This window comes from Arthrobacter methylotrophus (assembly GCF_039539965.1).
Lineage (GTDB): Bacteria > Actinomycetota > Actinomycetes > Actinomycetales > Micrococcaceae > Arthrobacter > Arthrobacter methylotrophus.
This window is the reverse complement of sequence record NZ_BAABED010000001.1, coordinates 1,764,540-1,780,312: the sequence shown is the minus strand read 5'-3', so window position 1 is coordinate 1,780,312 and position 15,773 is coordinate 1,764,540. Positions and strand designations below refer to the sequence as shown.

Sequence of the window (15,773 nt, the reverse complement as noted above, 5' to 3'; positions counted from 1 at the left end):
GCGTGGCAGCCAGAATGTGTACCACTGGCCGGTGGTAGTTTGCCTGAAAGGCAGAACCAACTAGGAGGAGTCCCCCATGGCAATCAACCGTTCAGAGCTGGTCGACCAGGTTGCAGGTAAAGCCGGCGCTGCTAAGGCGGAGGTGAACAGGGTCCTCGACGGCCTGTTCGAGGTATTCGCCGAATCGGTATCCAGCGGCGATAAAATCACCATTCCCGGCTGGCTGGCCGTGGAGCGCACCGACCGTGCCGCACGCACCGGCCGCAACCCGCAGACAGGCGAAACCATCGAGATCGCAGCCGGCCACGCCGTGAAGCTCACAGCCGGGTCGAAACTGAAGGCCGCCGTCGCCAGCAAGTAGGAACGCAGAAAGAGCGGCGGGAGGATGTCCTCCCGCCGCTTTCTCTATGTCGAGGTGGCCGGGCTAGCTATATCCAGGCCGTTCTTGCTTGCTAGCCTTTCAGCGCTCACCGCCCGGGACTTCTAAGCCGAGGCGCTGCCCACAGTTGCCAGTGCCTTCCGGATTCTGGCTTCTCACGTCTTGAGTTACGGGGCCTTCATTCTGTTGAGTGCTGCCACAACGGCTTGCACTCCCGCGGAGTCGGGCCATTCGGAAATAAAAACGTTGACTGCACCTGGTACATCGGCAAGGGGAGGCTTGTCTTTACTGATGGCCCGAAGCCGGGCTACGGGAAATCCGGATTCAATCAGCCTTGCCGTCTTGGCTGTATCTCGATCAAGGTCTCCCGGGCGGCTGTGCCAGTAGTTTCCGTCGTATTCGATGACGATCTTTCCGAGATTCGGATGCTCGAACACGGAGTCGACAACGCCAGTTACGGCAGGCATTTTGACTGCCCCGTCATGCAGCCAGCCTGTGGCTTCTGCGATAGCTGCGAGCCAGGCAATCTCGGGCTTGGATGCCGTGTTCTGCCAGCACGACGGGCACCCGTGGCGGGTGAGGTGGTTGGCTGGCGACATCGGAAAGTCGCCGTGGAGCTTGCATGTGACGATTCCTACGGTGTGCATCTCAACGTAAACGAAGCGGGAGTAGGAGTAAGAGGTGCCGTGGACCTCCACGAAGCGTCCCACAACCTGGTCCGTAGTGAGGCGCCGTGATAGGTCATAGCACCTTTTGCAGCCTGCACTGCTCAGCCAGTGATTAATCGGTACCATTCTGAATTCACCATGTACGGGGCAGATAATCACGACGGGTTTGGTGGCCCGTGTGAAGACAACCTTCGAGTAATCGAACCTGTTGCCGTGCTTGGCGCGGAAGCGCGAGAGGCATTCCTCGGCTGTGAGAGTCTTTTCTTGACATGGCCCGCAGCCGACGTGACCGCTCCAATGAAGCTGCGGAGTGTGCTGGAATGGGCCGTGCTGCCGGCAAATAATTTCGGATTTCGTGTGCTGGCCAGCATAGACGAACGCCGAGTAATCGAAGCGACTTCCGTGAGCCGCCCGGAACCGTTCGAGCACTTCCTCGACTGCAAGGAAGTTGTTTCTGCAGTCAGGGCACCCCTGACCCTTCCAGTGTTTGATCGGCTTGACGCCGAACGGGCCGTGTTCTTTACAAATTACCGTTACTACCCGGTGCGCCTGGCGGTACTCCACGGCGGAGTAGTTGTAGGTGTCGCTGTGTCGGTCGCGAAAGCGGTCCAGGGCTTCCGATTGAGTTAGTTTGACAGCCATTGGCCTGGTTGGCTCCTTTAAGCGGTTGGGGAAGGAAGCACTCTCACTCCGGCGATTGGATTTCCTGTGTTGGACCTCATGTGTGCGGAGCCCCGGTCAACCCTCCACGGACATGCAAAAGACCGCCCAGCCGGGTGCGGGACGGCCTCGCGGGCCAGGATCAGGCGGTTGCTTCTGCCAGTTCGGCGGCGGCACGGCGTCCGCCGGCGGCGTACCAGGCGGTCATCAGGAGCGCGCCGAGGGCCAGGGAGCCGATTCCAATGAGGAAGGTTCCACCGATTCCGGCGAAGCTTGTGCTGCCATAGTCGGGACGGAACATGTCGATGGCCGAGACGATGAACGCGACGGCCATCATGATGCCGCCGGCCAGCGGGAGGATGCCGCGCATCCACAGGTTCCGTGCCGATGAGGCGAGGGTCTTCCGGAAGGTCCAGGCGCAGGTGAAGCCGGTGAGACCGTAATAGAAGGCGATGTACAGTCCGATGGCGGCGATCGAGTCGGTCAGCAGGTCGGCGCTGATCATCGTCATGCCGACGAAGTAGGCGGCCGAGACGACGCCCATGAGGATGGTCGAGAACGTCGGGGTCAGGTATTTGGCGTGGACGTGCCCGAACTTCTTCGGCAGCGCCCCATGGACCGCCATGGACAAGGTGCCGCGGGCGGTCGGCAGGATGGTTGTCTGGGTTGAGGAGACGGCTGAGATGAGCACGGCGACGACGACCACCCAGGACCAGTCGCCCATGAATTGACCGGCGAGGGCGTACAGGACGTCACCGGAGTTTTTGGCATTGGACAAGCCGGTTCCGTCGGTCCCGGTTCCGGCGACCATCATGGCGATGACGGTGACGCCGACGTAGGTGGCGAGCAGGAGCACAGAGGCCAGGACAGCGGCCCGCCCCGGGTTCCTGGTCGGGTTCTTGGTTTCTTCGTTCAAGGCCAGGCAGGTGTCCCATCCCCAGTAGACGAACAAGGCGAGCAGGACCGCATGGGTGAACGCTGCGACGTCACTGACGGTGAAAGGGTTGAACCAGTCCCAGGAGAACGCCTCCCCTGCTTTCGCTGATCCTCCGGCGAGGCTGCCCGCGGCGACGACCGCGAAGGCGGCGAGGGCGCCGTACTGGATCCAGACAAAGACCTGTTGCATCTTTTCGCCGATGTCGATGCCGCGGTAGTTGACCCACGTCATGACGGCAATGAATGCGACCCCTGTGACTGTGGTGAGGACGAGGTTGTCCGCGAGGTCTTTGTCGATGAGCAGCCACAGGTATTTTCCGGCGATCTGGGCCAGATTGGCCATGACGACGATGCCGGAGACAGCCATGCCCCAGCCGCCCATCCAGCCGGTGAGCTTTCCGAAGGCCTTGGACGCCCAGGTGAAGGTAGTGCCGCAGTCCGGGTCTGCTGTGTTCAGTTCCTTGTAGGCGAAGGCGGTGAAAAGCATCGGAATGAAGGCGATCAGGAACGCGGCCGGCGTGTGGGTGCCGACGGCGACTGCCATCAGTCCAAGTGTTGAGGTCAGCGAGAAGGCCGGCGCGGTGGAGGCCAACCCGATGGCGGTGCTACCCCACAATGAAAGTTCGTCTTTGGAGAGCCCCTTTGTGCCGACGGGGCCTGAGGTGGTGATGGTCAAACCGTACTCGATTCGGGTGCGGGCGCGTCGATCGTGTTGGGGACGAAGCGGCAGTAGTAGTCGGTGATGGGCCCATCGGATTCGCGGATGCCGACGCCGACGGATTCGCCGTCGACGACCCAGGTTCCCAGGACCGGGCGGTTGCCGTCGAAGTCCGGGAGCGGATACCAGGCCTGGTAGCACCAGCCTTCGGCGCCGTAGTCGCCGGGCTGGACGATGTCGATGCCTTTGGCATGGATGATGATGTTGTCGCCTTCGCGGCCGTGCAGCGGCTTGGCGACCCATTCCTCCATGTCGTGCGGGCCGTCGATGTAGGACGGGAGCAGATTGGGGTGACCCGGATACAGGTGCCAGAGCGCGGCAAGGAGCGCCTTGTTGGAGAGGAACATCTTCCACGCCGGTTCGATCCAGCGCAACGACTCGGGGTGGTCGGCGACGTGCTTGCCGAACTCTTCCTTCATCATCATTTCCCACGGGTAGAGCTTGAACATGGCCTCGATCGGTTCGTCGTCCAGGCCCACAAAACGCTTCGATGCCTTGTCCCAGCCGATGTCGGACATGTTGATGCCGACGGTGTCCCACCCTGCCTGGTGGGCAGTGTCGCGGATGTAGGCGGCGGTCAGCCAGTCTTCACCTGAATGCTCGACTTCGGTGTGTGCGACGTGAAGCGTGTTCAGCTCGGTGGCGTCCTTGTACTTCGCCCAGGACCTGATGAGTGCCTCGTGGATCCCGTTCCACTGGTCGTGGTCCGGTTTGACGTCCTGCAGCCAATACCACTGGGCGATGGACGCTTCGATCAGACCGGTCGGGGTGTCGGCGTTGTATTCGAGCATCTTGGGCGGGTTGGTGCCGTCGTAGGCGAGGTCGAAGCGGCCGTAGACGTACGGGTCCCCGTTCTCGAGGGACCGGGCCGCCAAGGCCAGGGCCTCCTTGCCGATACCGAGATCCCCCATGGCACCGGTGGCCATGTATTTGGCCGCCTCGATGCACATAGTGTGCAGCTCTTCGGTGACGTTCTCGAGCATTTCGACTTCGGCGACGGTGAACTCGTAGTAGGCGTCTTCGTGCCAGTAGTCGATTCTGGTGCCGTCCGGCTTGATGGTGGTGGAGAACATCAGGCCCTGGGACATGATCTTTTCTTCCCAGTCAGGACGGGGTGTGGAGGGCAGGCGTTTCACTATCCACCCGTCCCTGCGCCGTGTCCGCCGGCACCGTCGCCGGCGGCGCCGTGACCTGCACTGTCTCCGCCACCGACGCTGCTGCCGAAGCCGCCGCGTGAGACCGAAGTGGAGCCTTGGGCCGGGACGCCGCTTTTGACGGAAGCTCCCGAGGGAACCGACTCGGTGCCCCCGGAAACCTTCTGGCCAACGGCAGGCAGGCTGCGGCTGTTCGAGGACCCGGCAGAGCCCATCGGCATGAAGTACCAGCCGTAGTGTCCGCTGCTCCGGCCCTGGTCGGAGCACTTGCTGTCATCGATGCGTTGCTGGGTTGTCTTGTCCTGACAGACCTTGGCGTAGTCAGCATCGATCACGTCCCCGCTGGGCGAGCAGCCGGTAAGGACCGCACTGGCCAGCAAGGCAGAGATACCGAGGACGACCGCCCCGGACTTCCTGTGGCCCGAGCGGCGGGGCGCGGGAAGATGGACGTCCGCTTCGGCGTGGGGCTGGAATCCGAACCTGCCGTCAGCTTGTCTCGCCGCTTCGCGGCGTGAGTCGTTCTGGTGCACGGGGTGCCTTTCTTTTTGCGGTCCGTTGCAACCTATGTGTGTGGAGCCGTCGCGTATCGTGGCGGCATTCTTATCCACTATGTGTGCGGCGAGTGATCACTCTATTCCCGCTGCCTCTATGTGGGAATGCCCTACCGGTTGGGAATGCCTCAGACGGCGGTTTCAGGTTCCGGGACAGCTGCCTCGTCGGTGGCTCCCCGGCTGGTCCAGGTCTTGATGATGGTCCAGCCGGCAGCGGTGAGCGGTACAGCCAGCAGAGCCCCGATCACACCGGCGAGCATAGTCCCGGCGGCCAGGGCGAGGAGAATGGCCAGGCCGTGCATGCTCAGGACCCGGCCCATCAGGACTTGCTGGAGGAAGTGGTGCTCGAGCTGGTTGACGCCGATGACGACTGCGAGAACGATCAGTGCGGCGACGGGGCCGTTGGAGATCAGGGCGACGGCGACGGCAAGCGTGCCGGCCGCGGTGGCGCCGACGATCGGAATGAAACCGCCGATGAAAATGAACACACCCAACGGAAGCGCCAGAGGGACGCCCATGATGGCCAAGGCGGTTCCGACAACGAGCCCGTCGACGGCGGCGACAATGGCTGTGCCGCGGACATAGCCGCCCAGGACGAGAGTGGAGCGTTCGGCAGCCAAGTGTGCCTTGGACCGGTGGGCGGCCGGCATGAAGCCGATGAGGAAGTTCCGGATCTTCTCCCCGTCAAGCAGGAAGAAAAACAAGGTGACGGCCATGAGCACGAAACCAGCGAGGATTTCCCCGACGGTGCGTGCACCCGTGAGCGCTTCCGCGCCGAAGCTGCTGGAGGTGAAGAAATGCTGGAGGGAGTCCCGTGTGGTGGCGATCTGCTCGTCACTGACCGGGATCGGACCGTTGTTCAGGAAGGCGTGCATCTGGTCGATTCCCGCCGCAGTTTTGGCGGCAAGCTCCTTGGTCTGGGCCCGGACGAGGAAAACGATGAGGGTGATGACGCCGCCGAAGGCACCCAGAATCCCGATAAAAGATGCCCCGGTTGCTGCGAGGCGGGGCCACCCACTACCTGTCAGCCAGCGCACCATCGGAGAGATGGCGGAGGCCAGAATCAGGGCGATGGTGACCGGGATGATGACGAGCGGTACCCGCATCAGGGACCACATCACGACCCAGGCGAGGGTTGCGACAAGAAGTGCCTGGGCGGATCGGATGCCTGCGCGGCCGAGGCCGTCCGACCAAATAGCCGGCAGGCCGGTGCGTGTTTCGGGCATGGTGGTTGCCTCTTTCAGAAGTAAGCGGTGGTACTAAGCGATTTGGGGCATGAGGTTGCCGGTGTCAAGGCCGGCGCGTGTCCACACCAGGGAGAGTGCGCGGAGGATGTCCGGAGTGAGGCCATCCTGACCTGTCCGCGCCGTCAGAACAGTAGCAGCGGCGGCATCGATGCCCGCGTCCCACACGATGGAGGCGACAGCCTCCGGGTCGGCCACCAGCCAGTTGCCGCTCCGGTGGGCGAGTCGGCTCCCGGCAGCATAGGCGCCGGTAAGCAGGGCTGCGGTCAGGCCTGCCCCTCCGATGACGAACGGCAGCCCCGCGGCGCCGGTCAATCCGAGGACAGCCGTCACGATGCCGAGGGCGACTGCCGCGATGAGGAGGGTGGCGGTTGCTTTCCCGGCGGGGCTTTTCACGGCTTTGTCCAGCTGCTTCCTGTGGGCTGCGGCCAGGGCCTCAAAACGAGGCAGGTCTTTGGGTGCCGCGGTGGAGTGGAGCTCATCCAGTGCTAGGGCGAGATCCGGAGCGGCGGCCCGTACAGTGTCCCAGCAGTTCGGCAGGACACGTCGCTGGATCTTCCGGGACGAGTTCATGATGGCAACGATCTGCTCATCGGTGAGGGACAGGACAGCCTCGGAAGTGGTGGCCGCGACGTCTGCGGGCGCGGGCATGGTGATGGTACTCATGCGTCCCATGTGTGCGGTAAGGCCCGCGGCTGTCACCGCCTGCGGTGGGAGGCTCGTTCTTCAGTGCGGGGAGGATGTCAACGCACCCAGTCGGCCAGTTGGTCTTTGAGCCGGACAGCCAGCCCGATGATGAAGCTGAAGATGATCCCTGTGACCAGGGCGGGAATCCAGATCCCGGTAGAGCCTGTGGCCGTGATGAAGGCGAACCCTCCTGCAATGGCCGCGCATCCGAACGGGGTCTTCAACGCTGTGCTGATGTCGTCGGCGACGGCTGCAACCAGGGTCCCGAAAGCCCAAAGCAGCGCGTAAACAATCGCCGGCAGGCCCTGGAAGGTCAGCAACCTGAGTCCCCCCGTCGGTTGCACGAGCTGCCAGAGCTGGATCTCCTGGACCAGCCAGTAGCCACTGAGGGCGGCGAAGAAGGTGACGATGGACCAGATTTTGATTCTCCGGATCTTCACGTCGCGCACAGACCGGGGCGCGGCCGCCGGCGCTGCGGACTCTTCCGGTGCGTGTCGCGGCTCGGGCTCCTGGTAGTGGTAGGAGGCCTGGGAGCCGGCGTAGGCGGCGGGCTCAGGCTGGGGCGCGGAAACGGGGTTGAGCTCACGGTCGTAGGCGGCACGCTTGAGCGGGTTGGACAGCGTCTCGTAGGCGTCCTGGACTGACCGGAACAGTGGTGTCATGTCCTCGCCGTTGCGGTCCGGGTGGGTCTTGGCCGCCAACCTCCGGTAGGCCTTCTTGATCTCCTCCTGTGTCGCGTTCTCCTTGACGCCGAGCACGTCGTAACGGTTCATGACAGACATCCTTCGCCCAGGGCTGGGGTGGCTGTCAATGACTGGCGGACGGCGGATTTCATGGGAGGGCCTTTCAATGGCTTCTACCTTGAAATATGCGTAGATATTCCGGGCATGGCCGTTAGATAATCCCCGACCCTACAAAGACCCTGCCGATCCTGCCGACGGGTTGCCTCTTTCAGGCCCCCCGGGGGTACGAGTACAGACAATGAAATCAACGATCACATTGCAGGCGAGATCCGGACGTTCACGTATGATGTGGCCAAACGGCCGCTGGGGCTGTCACACATTGGGGGTTGTTTTGAAGCCTATTGCACTCCGTGCTGCAGCCACATTGATCGCGGCCGCTCTTTCCACGCCAATTCTGGCTGGCTGCGGTGGCACTTCCACTGCTCAGCCTTCGTCGCCTGCCTCCACTGCAGTCTCAACGACCGCTACGCAAGGACGGTCTACCGAGTTTCCGCCGACAAAGATCGACGGACTGAGCCGAATCACGGAGAGCGCGGCGTTCAACGCATTCTCGAACTCCCGCTACAGCATGCCTAGTTCGTCAATGCCCACGCCGGCTACTGCTCAGCAATATTCTGACGCGATGAAGCAATGGGGAACCGCGGACTTCAATCAGACCTTTGGTGTAAGCACGAGCAACATCAAGAGCACCTCGATTTACGAATACGGGGACCCGGCGCTACTGCCGAAGTCAAGAAGTCAGAATCCCGTTCCACCTCAGATCCTTTTTCTGATTGTGTTCACGCTCAACGACGATTTTGTAGTGGACCAGCAGCCCGCGCTTGAGGCCGCCAAAGCTCAAATGAGCGCTCAAGGCGCAATAGTTGTAGGCGACGGGGGACTCTATAACCCCGTTACTTACACCGGCGTAGGGAAGCACAAGCTGATCATCGGCTATTACCAGAGCAGTGATGATGACACGAGTGCCACGGTGCTCAAGCACCTTGGCGAGCAGATCGACGCAAGTGGAACCCTCAAGTGAGGGCAAAAAGAAGAGCCGGGAAGTCTGGCTTCCCGGCTCCGTTATGTTGAAGAACGCCGCCACCTGGAGTTGAACCAGACCGACTCTCTCGTCGGCGATGACCTGCACATCGTCAGCTCAGCACTTCTCATCCGTCGGCTAGTTCCGGAGGCCACGGTCTCGGGCCCTTCATCCAGTGCCGGTAATCGATTCCGGGCCCCGTCTTAGGGGGTTCCAATCTAGGACCAGGCGGACGGATGCCGATCCGCCTACCTGTCCGTCCTGCGGGGCGCGCTTTCCCCGTTCTTCGGATACCCGGTCGCCCGGGCTTGAACTCTATGTGTGCGGAGCCTCAGAACGGTCTCACCGGGACATCCTCCCACGCCCGCGGGTCCCGGAAGAACCCCAGGTCAGGGTCCTGGCACTGGTGGAGGTGCGGATCAGAGGTCCAGGCTGGAGGTGCGGAATTTGCCTTCCAGGAACCGGCCCTGGTTGGCCAGTGCCGAGGAGTCGTTTTCCACGACGGCGTCCAGGATTTTTCCCGCCTCGCGGGCCAGGATGTCCAGTTGTCCGAGAAACTCCTCGTGGGCTGATTTCTTTCCGGCCTGCCTAGAGCTCATGGCGTAGGTGCGGGGCAGGTTGAGGTAGGTTTCCAGCGTCGGCAATAGTCGCGGATCGTGGACTCGAGCACGTTGAGCTGCTGGGGACCCCTACCCGCTGTCCGGTACCTGGGCACAAAAAACCCGCCCGGCCCCTTTTACAGGAGGCGCGGCGGGTGCGGATCGGACCAGGAGTTCTAACGGGTCGGCGATGGCTGTGCTGACGGCAGGGTGGGACTTCGGGCCCGGCTGTCAGGAACTGGTGGCCGCCGCGGCTTCCTCGAGGGACCGAGCCATGTCCTGGACCTGGGATGAGAGCAGGCATCCTGTGGCGGAGTTTGGCTCCAGGGGCTCAGGGGCAGGGATGAGATCGGTGGCGGAGTTTGGCTCCAGGGGCTCAGGGGCAGGGATGAGATCGGTGGCGAAGTAAGTTCTCCCGGTAACGGATCGACTGACAATGACGAAGCACGTGCCGCCAGCCCCGGATTGGGTGGCGAAGCGGCGGGGGCCGGCGGCGGCCCGGTACGCCGGCATGTGCCCGTCAGCTTCTAGCCCGGCCAGGTCCGTGTAGCGGCCGTCCATGATCTTGGCGAGCTCTTGGGCGGTGCCGACCTGGGCCGCGTTCTGCCGGGCCGCCATGTCCTGGGCGGTCTGGATCATCCCATTGGAGGAGGTCGCGGCCACTCCTCCAACGGTCCCGGTGACGATGATGCCGACCAGGGCTCCCGTGACGTTGATGGCACCCGCTTCGGACTTCAAGGATTGCGAGAGTTTGTGGCAGAACTGGACCAGCATCTTCGGGCCTCATATCTCGAGACGGTAGAGGACCTCAGTGAACCATTGGGGGCAGACAATTCTTCAGGTAGTCGCAGACGGGTGGTAGTCCCGAATCTCCGGGTCAGGATCCTCCAAAAAGCCACTGCCATGTGAAGTTCCCGGGTCCCCAGCAGTACGCGGTGCGTTCGGCGATGGCGCAGGTCCGGTTAGTGGCGGCGCTGATCGATGTGGTGTTCTTTCCGGTCAGCGCCCCGGAGGCGTTGAACTCCTGAGGAGTCGCTGAGTTGCCCCCGGACCAGCAGTACGCCTTCCCGCCGGCCGTGAGGCAGTCGGTGTTGTTGGCTGTGCTGATGCTTGTCACGGCCTGTCCGGCCGGCGCTCCCCCCGTGCCGACCTGCTGCGGGACATCGGTGTTGCCGGACCCCCAGCAATAGGCGGTGCCGTCTTGGGCTGCCACGCAGGTGGAGTTGTTGCTCGCGCTGATCGTGGTGGCTGTCTTGGCGCTCAGGGGACCGGATACGGCAACACGCACTGGTGTGTCGTTGTTGCCGCTGCCCCAGCAGTAGGGCTGGCCGCCCGCGATAGCGCACGTACGGGAAGGGGCTGTTGCGACGTTCGTAATGGTCTTGCTGGCGATGGCTCCGGCCAGGACGGATTTGGCCGGGGCGTCCTTCTTTGAGGACCCCCAGCAGTACACGGCGCCGGCGGCCGTCGCGCAGGTCCGGTTCGGTGAGACGCTGATGGATGTGATCGCTTTGCCGGCCAGTGCACCGGACATGTCGATCTCGCGAGGGACATCGGATTTGCCGGTCCCCCAGCAGTAGCCCCGGCCGTCGGCGACGGCGCAGGTGGCGTTCGTGGTGGCGCTGATGCTGGTGACAGAGAGGCCCGGGACTGGCACGACGGTGCTGCAGTCCCCGTACTGGCCCTGGGTTTGGCCCTGTTGGTCTCCGGGGCAGTTAGCGGTGGCCGGCGGAGTTGGTTGCGAAGAAGCAGTAGCTGATGGTGTGGCCGTAGGCGCTGGAGCTGTGGTTGCAGGAGAGGGGGCCGGTGCCGACGGACTCGGGGACGGTGCTGGCTGGGAAGACGCTGTCGCCGATGGTGTGGCCGCAGGCGGTGGAGTTGTGGGTGAAAGAGAAGGGGCAGACGGACTCGGGGACGGCGCTGGCTGGGAAGACGCAGTAGCTGATGGTGTGGCCGCAGGCGGTGGAGTTGTGGCGGTCGGCGATGGTCTGGGAACGGCTGTGGATGTCGGCGTGGGGGTCTGGGTCGGAATTGGTTCTGGAGGTGCGGTGGCCGCCGGACTGGAGGGGCCGGGCGCCGGGCTTGTCGAAGGTGCAGGTGCCGGTGTTGCAGCCTGGGCCGGTCCAAGAATTGTTTCGATCCATTGCTGGGGCATGCATCCGGTGTCGGTTCCGCGGGTCAGCGCGGCGGGCTCGGTGCGTTCGCTCGTGACGAAGAACATGGCTCCGGTTGCCGATTTGGAGACGGCCACGTAGCAGCTGCTGTCCGCACTGGTGTAGACGCCGATGGAGGGGTGGTCCTGCAGGTAGTCGGCGTTGATGAGCCCGGTCATGGGCAGGTAGGGGTTTCCTGTTCCCTTGACTGCGCGCTGGGCGGTAACGACAGCATTCAGGTCCTGTTTGGCTGAGGTGTCCTGGGAGAACGGGATGACGCCGAAGAGCCCCACGAGGGCGCCGGCCAGGAGAGCCCCGACGACGAGGGTGGTGACCAGAATGCTTGCCAGGTCGAAAGAACCTGCGCGTGAGGCAAGAATGCGGCGAGGGTTTAGGGCCGGACGAGATGGCATTCGTGGTCTTTCAATTCGAAGTCACTGCAAACCATGCGTAGACCGTGGCGAGGCAGTTGATGGTTGAAGCCGATCACTGAGCTTTTTCTTCCCGCGCCAGCCTGGTGCGGCGGAGTCGAGACGAACCGCCCTCTCTGCGTTCGCGAATCTGCGCTGTTTCTCCAACCACCGGGCGAGGGACGTCTCCGGGTTCTTCGCCCCAGGGCGGGGCAGGCGGCCGTTTGCGGCGATGTGCGCGACCAGTTCGTCCAAACGGGCATCCCATTTGTCTTCGAGGGTGACGTGCCAGCCCGGCAGGGAGGTGTCCAGGATCGACCGGGATTGTACTGTCGCGTTCCACCTCTGGTTCTCAAGCCACACCCCGAGCACCCGTGTATCGCCGGTGTCGGTCTGTTCAGGAAGCCTGCCGTTGGCCGCGAGGAATGCGACGACGGCCGCGTGACGCTCCGCCCAGGAAACAACCGCGGGTTCCCACCCCGGCAGTGCGGCGTCGAGGGCTGCACGCTGCTCGTCGGTGGCACGCCGTGACTGGTCAGAAAGCCAAGCGGCCAGCCGGCGGCCTGCTTTGTCTCCGCGGGACGGGAGCCGACCGGTCTCCGCAAGAAAGTCCTGGACGGCTGTGAAGGAATCCTCCCAGGCGCGATGGCCGGGGTGGTTTCCGCGCCAGTTCGGTACTGCGCCGTCAAGGGCTGCAGCGCGCTCAGGCGTAGCGTATCGGCGTTGCTCTTTCAGCCAGGAAGCGAGACTTCGTTCATGCTCACCCGCACCGGTCTGGTGCGGGACGTGCCCGTGTTCGGCTACGAATGACACAACCTTGTCCAGGATTTCGCTCCATGACTGGACACGAGATCCGCGCCATCCAGAGATCATTGAGTCGAGCCTGGCTGCACGTTCCGGCGTCGTGTTTTGGCGTTGCTTGACCAGCCAGGAGCCGAGCATCTTCTCGTCACGGTCGGAACTGCCGGGTCGTGGATGATGGCCGTAGGTCGCGGAGAATGCCGCCGTGGCCTTCAGATGCTTCTCCCACCTCAGGTCGAACGTCGTCTGCCGCCATGTGCGTATCGCCCGGTCCAGTGCTTCAACGCGGTCAGGCAGCGCATGTCCTCTCTGATGGTTCAGCCACGAAGCCAGCTTCCTCTCCGCATCATCCGCGGCCCCCTGGGCGGGAGGACGGCCATTGTCGGCGATGAACCGGACGAGTGTTGCTAGGTTTGAATCCCAACGCAGCTGGTGCGAATTGGTGCTGCCGGGGTCTGATTGGGTGTTTGCCGGTGTCATCGCTGCCTTCGCTTCGTGCCGGCGTCTGGTCAGCCGGGCGTCGGTTCCATATGTGTGCGGCCGGCTGGCTTTCCCTCTTCAGGCTCCCGGAGTGGTCGTCGCTTCGTGGACGGTGACCGGGATGCCCTTCTTCTTCGCGTAGTTCAGGGTGTGGGTGGCCCCGTTGGAGCCGTCCATGATGAAGGCGATCAGGTGGTCCGGGCCGGTGTCCACCATGGCGGCATTCCGGTTGAACCCCGCACGCTTGTCCACGGTGCCGTCCGGTTTCTTCCACTGCGCCGGGTGCCGTTCGACGGTCAGTCCGTTGTGCTTCCAGATTTCCTCGCAGATCCGGTCGGCGTCTTTCGGGCAGGCCCCGGAGACGAGCACGGCCTCGGGGTTCCGGCCGGTGGTGTCCCACCAGGCGCGGAGGGCGTCCCTGACGACGGCGCGGTCAACCCAGGTGCGGGATCCGGTGATGAGCAGGCGGGGAGGCATCAGATCCCGTCTTCGTCGTCATCGGGCAGGATCGCTTCCCCGAGTTCCGGGAAGGCCGAGGCCATGCGGACGTCCACGAGTTCCTCGACGTCCAGGGAGGGGCGGCGTCGGGCGCGTCGGAGCTGGGCGTAGGCGATCATGTTGGACAGCTCGAGCTGCCGGTTCGTCCTGGCCTGTTCTGCGGCGACGGCCAGGGTCGCCTGGGTCTGCATGGCGGCCATGGCGGTCGCCTCTGTGGAGATGCCCAGTCTGTCCGTCTCCCGGAGGGCTGCGATGGCGTTGTCGTAGTGCTTATTCATGGGGTCCTTCGGTGTCTGTGGGCCCGCGGCCGGCGGCCACGAAGTAGGTCAGGCAGGGGTCATCAGCATCTCCGCAGACCGGGCAGTGCACGGCGGCGGAAGATCCGGCGCAGGTCTCGCAGCCGCCGCACATCCCGGCGTGGGTCTCGACGTTGTTGTGGACGTACAGGAGGGCCTCGCGGGCGGCCGCCTCGTCGGCGCCGATCAGGCGGCGATGTGCGTGAGGTAGCCGGCAGTTTCCCCGCAGGAGCAGGAGAGGGTCCGGGTGTCTCCGTCCCAGACCGCGGTGTGGGTTTCGATTGCGGCCTTCTGCAGGGCGAGCTCACGGCCACGGGCAGCCATGCGGTGGTTCCGGTGCACGAGCCAGTACATGCGGTCCGCGTTATGGGCGGCGGAGAGGTCGTTGGCGAGCCGGCGGACGGTACGGGCGGCACGGAGCCGGGCAACAAGGTTCCAGGTAGGAGGCTTCACGCCGCGGCGGGCAGCGAAATAGCGGGCCGCAGCTTCTTCCTCCAGTGCGGTTGTCCGCTGGTGGGCGAGCTCCTCTGTGGGTTCCAGGGCAGCGATTTCCAGGTAGCGACGAACCTCGTCCTCGCCCTTGTTTCGACGGCGTGCCGAGGAGGCCCTGTAGTCGGCGATGAGCCAGTCCAGGACCGGGTGGCCCGGAGGCGCTTCGATGGTCTCAGCCACGGCCGTGCCCGGGCGCCTGGGCAAACGACCAGGAGAGCCGGCATGGCTGGCCCACCGTGGTGCACGCGCGGAAATAGGCGACGGCCGCTTTGGCGTCGCGGCCGAAGGTGACAATGCGGTCGAGGGCCGGGACGGCGCTCAGTCCCCGGTAGTGTCCGGGGCTTTCGATGATCCAGCTGACGTCCCGAGTCTCGGTCTCCGGCCACGCGAGCATGCCCAGACCGGCCAGGACCAGGGAGTGGACCCGGTAGGCACTCAGGCGGTCTTCCCGGGTGTCCTCGTCGGTCCCGATCCATTCGTCCCAGCTCACGCCGGCGTGGCCGGTGGCCGCGAACTTACTGCGGGCCAGCAGCTCCGTGGTGAATTCGATGAGCAGCTCCGCTTCGTCCTGCGGAGGGTATTCGGCGCGCTTGGCTTCGGCGTAGGTCATAGTGGCCTCCTCAAAAGGTCTGTCCGGTGGCATGTGTGCGGACAGGGAGGTTTCCCGCCCCGCCCGCACTATGCCTGGCCAATCACGCATCAGCCCTTCGAGGGATGGCTCAGATCTTGGGCACGTACGTGTCAGCGAACTCCTGCTCGCCGATGATGTAGCGGTCAGCGGTGGGGTTGCCGTCCTCGTCGATGCCGGCGGCCAGGTAGCAGCCGGGGTTGCCGTGCTGTTCCTCGCCCCAGGGAGCGGTGATAGTGATCGGGCCCTGGACCGGCGACTGGAAGGCGCGGATCTCCCCCGCTGCGCGGTAGGTCCCCTCCGGGCCCTCCGGGGCGTATTTCTTGCCGAACTTCTCATCGTCGATGGCGTACTCCTCGCCGCCGGGGTTCGTGATGATCCACTGGCCAGCGGGAACGATTCGCTCCGTTTCGACAGTCCCGTCAGCGAGGACGGTGGCAAGGCGCTCGGGCCGGTCGGTGTGGCGGGCGGTGACGATGGCGTTCTCTTGTACGACGGCGCCGCGGCGAAGTCGGCGTCAAAGTCGCTCAGGTCCAGCCTTTCGGGGGCCGGAGCAAGCGTGATCGAGGGTTCGTGGTGGATGTGGGCTGCGAACTGGCCGTCTTCGTGGCGGACGACCAGGGATTCATTAAATTGAGTGCACATGCCTGTTACG

General features: G+C 64.0%; 19 protein-coding genes. 4 read left to right on the top strand and 15 right to left on the bottom strand.

Features of this window, described 5'->3' with window-relative positions; all coding sequences use genetic code 11:
* Positions 1–76 precede the first annotated feature (76 nt).
* On the top strand, positions 77–361 hold the full coding sequence (locus ABD884_RS09015) for an HU family DNA-binding protein (protein ID WP_345043759.1): 285 nt from the start codon (positions 77–79) through the stop codon (positions 359–361).
* A 185-nt stretch (positions 362–546) separates the two neighbouring features.
* On the opposite strand, the gene ABD884_RS09010 is transcribed toward ABD884_RS09015, so the two are convergent.
* The 7 genes from ABD884_RS09010 to ABD884_RS08980 form a co-directional block, all read right to left on the bottom strand.
* Positions 547–1,689 carry a DUF723 domain-containing protein gene (locus tag ABD884_RS09010; RefSeq protein WP_345043754.1) on the bottom strand — a complete coding sequence of 381 codons (1,143 nt, stop codon included), beginning with the start codon at positions 1,687–1,689 and terminating at the stop codon, positions 547–549.
* Between the two features lie 160 nt (positions 1,690–1,849).
* Positions 1,850–3,319, bottom strand: a complete 1,470-nt coding sequence (locus ABD884_RS09005; RefSeq protein ID WP_345043750.1) for an APC family permease — start codon at positions 3,317–3,319, stop codon at positions 1,850–1,852.
* Positions 3,316–4,497 (bottom strand): glutathionylspermidine synthase family protein, encoded by a 1,182-nt coding sequence (locus ABD884_RS09000; RefSeq protein ID WP_345043745.1) that lies wholly within the window; start codon positions 4,495–4,497, stop codon positions 3,316–3,318. Before ABD884_RS09000 ends, ABD884_RS09005 begins: the two co-directional genes overlap by 4 nt.
* Positions 4,497–5,045 (bottom strand): hypothetical protein, encoded by a 549-nt coding sequence (locus ABD884_RS08995; RefSeq protein WP_345043743.1) that lies wholly within the window; start codon positions 5,043–5,045, stop codon positions 4,497–4,499. Before ABD884_RS08995 ends, ABD884_RS09000 begins: the two co-directional genes overlap by 1 nt.
* Before the next feature lie 149 nt (positions 5,046–5,194).
* Complete coding sequence (locus tag ABD884_RS08990) at positions 5,195–6,292, bottom strand: AI-2E family transporter (RefSeq protein ID WP_345043738.1); 1,098 nt, start codon at positions 6,290–6,292, stop codon at positions 5,195–5,197.
* A gap of 33 nt (positions 6,293–6,325) precedes the next feature.
* The gene (locus tag ABD884_RS08985; RefSeq protein WP_345043732.1) at positions 6,326–6,976 is read right to left on the bottom strand and encodes a hypothetical protein; all 651 of its coding nucleotides are present in this window, start codon (positions 6,974–6,976) and stop codon (positions 6,326–6,328) included.
* A gap of 77 nt (positions 6,977–7,053) precedes the next feature.
* Positions 7,054–7,770, bottom strand: coding sequence for a J domain-containing protein (locus ABD884_RS08980; protein WP_345043727.1), 717 nt, complete (start codon positions 7,768–7,770; stop codon positions 7,054–7,056).
* Between the two features lie 301 nt (positions 7,771–8,071).
* Here ABD884_RS08980 and ABD884_RS08975 point away from each other — a divergent pair, with 301 nt between their 5' ends.
* Positions 8,072–8,761, top strand: a complete 690-nt coding sequence (locus ABD884_RS08975) for a hypothetical protein (protein ID WP_345043723.1) — start codon at positions 8,072–8,074, stop codon at positions 8,759–8,761.
* Positions 8,762–9,180: 419 nt separating this feature from the next.
* Here ABD884_RS08975 and ABD884_RS08970 read toward each other — a convergent pair whose 3' ends face one another.
* From ABD884_RS08970 to ABD884_RS08945, 6 genes are all read right to left on the bottom strand, one after another.
* A complete protein-coding gene (locus tag ABD884_RS08970; protein ID WP_345043717.1) occupies positions 9,181–9,405 on the bottom strand; it encodes a hypothetical protein in 225 nt (74 codons plus the stop codon).
* Positions 9,406–9,591: 186 nt separating this feature from the next.
* Positions 9,592–10,134 carry a hypothetical protein gene (locus tag ABD884_RS08965; RefSeq protein WP_345043713.1) on the bottom strand — a complete coding sequence of 181 codons (543 nt, stop codon included), beginning with the start codon at positions 10,132–10,134 and terminating at the stop codon, positions 9,592–9,594.
* Positions 10,135–10,237: 103 nt separating this feature from the next.
* Positions 10,238–11,926, bottom strand: a complete 1,689-nt coding sequence (locus tag ABD884_RS08960) for an RCC1 domain-containing protein (RefSeq protein WP_345043710.1) — start codon at positions 11,924–11,926, stop codon at positions 10,238–10,240.
* 21 nt (positions 11,927–11,947) lie between these two features.
* A complete protein-coding gene (locus ABD884_RS08955) occupies positions 11,948–13,204 on the bottom strand; it encodes a helicase associated domain-containing protein (protein WP_345043706.1) in 1,257 nt (418 codons plus the stop codon).
* A gap of 78 nt (positions 13,205–13,282) precedes the next feature.
* Positions 13,283–13,681 carry an SLOG family protein gene (locus ABD884_RS08950; protein WP_345043702.1) on the bottom strand — a complete coding sequence of 133 codons (399 nt, stop codon included), beginning with the start codon at positions 13,679–13,681 and terminating at the stop codon, positions 13,283–13,285.
* Positions 13,681–13,980, bottom strand: coding sequence for a hypothetical protein (locus tag ABD884_RS08945; protein WP_345043697.1), 300 nt, complete (start codon positions 13,978–13,980; stop codon positions 13,681–13,683). The genes ABD884_RS08950 and ABD884_RS08945 overlap by 1 nt, the downstream gene beginning before the upstream one ends.
* Here ABD884_RS08945 and ABD884_RS08940 point away from each other — a divergent pair.
* Entirely contained in the window at positions 13,979–14,209 is a 231-nt protein-coding gene (locus tag ABD884_RS08940) for a hypothetical protein (protein ID WP_345043694.1), read from the top strand. The two genes, ABD884_RS08945 and ABD884_RS08940, sit on opposite strands and share 2 nt — an antisense overlap.
* Here the strand turns inward: ABD884_RS08940 and ABD884_RS08935 are convergent.
* The gene (locus ABD884_RS08935) at positions 14,185–14,670 is read right to left on the bottom strand and encodes a hypothetical protein (RefSeq protein ID WP_345043690.1); all 486 of its coding nucleotides are present in this window, start codon (positions 14,668–14,670) and stop codon (positions 14,185–14,187) included. The two genes, ABD884_RS08940 and ABD884_RS08935, sit on opposite strands and share 25 nt — an antisense overlap.
* Positions 14,663–15,100 carry a hypothetical protein gene (locus ABD884_RS08930; protein WP_345043684.1) on the bottom strand — a complete coding sequence of 146 codons (438 nt, stop codon included), beginning with the start codon at positions 15,098–15,100 and terminating at the stop codon, positions 14,663–14,665. The genes ABD884_RS08935 and ABD884_RS08930 overlap by 8 nt, the downstream gene beginning before the upstream one ends.
* Positions 15,101–15,170: 70 nt before the next feature.
* Between ABD884_RS08930 and ABD884_RS08925 the strand changes: the two genes are divergently transcribed.
* Complete coding sequence (locus ABD884_RS08925) at positions 15,171–15,755, top strand: hypothetical protein (protein ID WP_345043679.1); 585 nt, start codon at positions 15,171–15,173, stop codon at positions 15,753–15,755.
* Positions 15,756–15,773: the final 18 nt, after the last annotated feature.